We start from the raw sequence: 1,747 nt of genomic DNA on the forward strand, positions 1-1,747 counted from the left end.
GGGCGGTGTTGGCGGGGTTTGTGCGTGGGTGGCTTCCGGGGTACATGGTTCCGGCGGCGTTCGTGGTTGTTTCGGAATTGCCGTTGTTGCCGAATGGGAAGGTGGATCGGGCTGCTTTGCCGGCTCCGGGGGCGGGTGCCGGTGGGGTGTCCTTCCGGGCTCCGGAGACCGTGGCGGAGCGGTTGCTGGCGGAGATCTGGGAGGAGTTGTTGGGGGTTACCGGTGTCGGTGCCGGGGATGATTTCTTCGCTCTCGGTGGTCATTCCCTCCTCGCCACCCGCCTCACCCACCGTCTGGGTCGGGCCCTGGACATCCGGGTGCCGCTCCGGCTGGTCTTCGAGCATCCCGTCCTCGCCGACCTCGCCCAACACCTCCCCACCGAGGGGGAGCGGCCGGTGGGGATCCCGATGATCGACCGCCTTCCGGAAGCGGACGGCACACTGGTGCTCCCTGCCTCCGTGGGTCAGGAACGGTTGTGGGTGCTGTGCCGTTTGGAGGAGGAGGCCAACCTCACCTACCACATCAGGGGCGCCGTCCACATCGAGGGCGCTCTGGACGTGGAGGCGCTGCGGACCGCGCTACTGCGTCTCACCCACCGGCACGAGGTTCTGCGCACCCGCTTGGACGAGGTGAGCGGAGAGATCCGCCAGTTGGTCTCGGCCGACGCCCTGGTACCCCTGAGCCGGGTCGCGACCCCCGACTGGGAATCGGTGATCGAATCGGAGACGCGGCGGGCCTTCGACCTCACCGCCGGGCCGCTGTGGCACGTCACGCTGATTCGCGCTGCCACCGACCACCACGTCTTCGTGATGGTCCTGCACCACGTGATCGCCGATGGTTGGTCCCTCGATCTCCTGCTGCGAGAACTCGCCGAGCACTACGCGACCGCGAGCAGTACCCCGGCCGTGGCGCCCCCACCGCCCGCCGGCGTCCAATACGCGGAGATCGCCCACCTACAGCGGGAGACGGCATCGAGCGAACTCGATTTCTGGCGCTCCCACATGGCCGGAGCCCCCTCACTCGACCTGCCCACCGACCATCCACGGCCCGCGCGACAGACCTACCGAGGGGACACCGTTCCCCTGACCCTGTCGGACGACGCCCTGGCCGCTGCGGCCCGGGGTGCCGACACCACCGCGTTCACCGTACTGGCGACCGCGCTGGTCATCGTTCTCGCGAAGCTCACCGGCCAGTACGACGTCACCATCGGTACCCCCTCGGCGGGCCGGGAGCACCCCGGTACAGCGGAGGTGGTGGGCTATGTCGTCGACACCCTGCCACTGCGGGTCCGTCTTTCGCCCGAGGGCACCCTCAAAGACGCACTGCACCACGTTCGGGACGTCGTCGAACGGATCCGCACGCACCAGCGTGTCCCGCTCGAGGAACTGATCCGGGAACTGCGGCCACCACGCGATCACAGCCGTACCCCGCTGTTCCAGGTCCTGCTCGCGATCAACGGAACTCCCCCCCGGTACGACCTGCCCGGCCTCCGGGTCCGCCCGGCTCCGATACCGATCCGCACTGTTCCCTACGACCTCGTCATCCAGGCGGAAGAACGCGACGGGCGGATCACCGGCCATCTGATCTTCAACACCGACCTGTTCGAGGCCACCACCGCGGAACTCATCGCCGAGCGACTGTCGGAAACCGTCTCCGCGTTGGCGGGTGATGTGGATGAGGTGGTGCGGGATGTGGGGGTGTTGTCGGTGGGTGAGTGTGTGCGGTTGGGGGGTGTGTCGGTTTCGTC

1 protein-coding gene is annotated in these 1,747 nt (G+C 68.1%); it reads left to right on the forward strand.

Translation table 11 applies throughout. The features are described from left to right. Nucleotides 1-170 precede the first annotated feature (170 nt). Nucleotides 171-1,747 (forward strand): condensation domain-containing protein (locus FNQ90_RS22030; protein WP_323380118.1); only part of this gene is annotated, 1,577 nt, incomplete at its 3' end.

Source organism: Streptomyces alkaliphilus (genome assembly GCF_014141535.1).
Taxonomy (GTDB): domain Bacteria; phylum Actinomycetota; class Actinomycetes; order Streptomycetales; family Streptomycetaceae; genus Streptomyces; species Streptomyces alkaliphilus.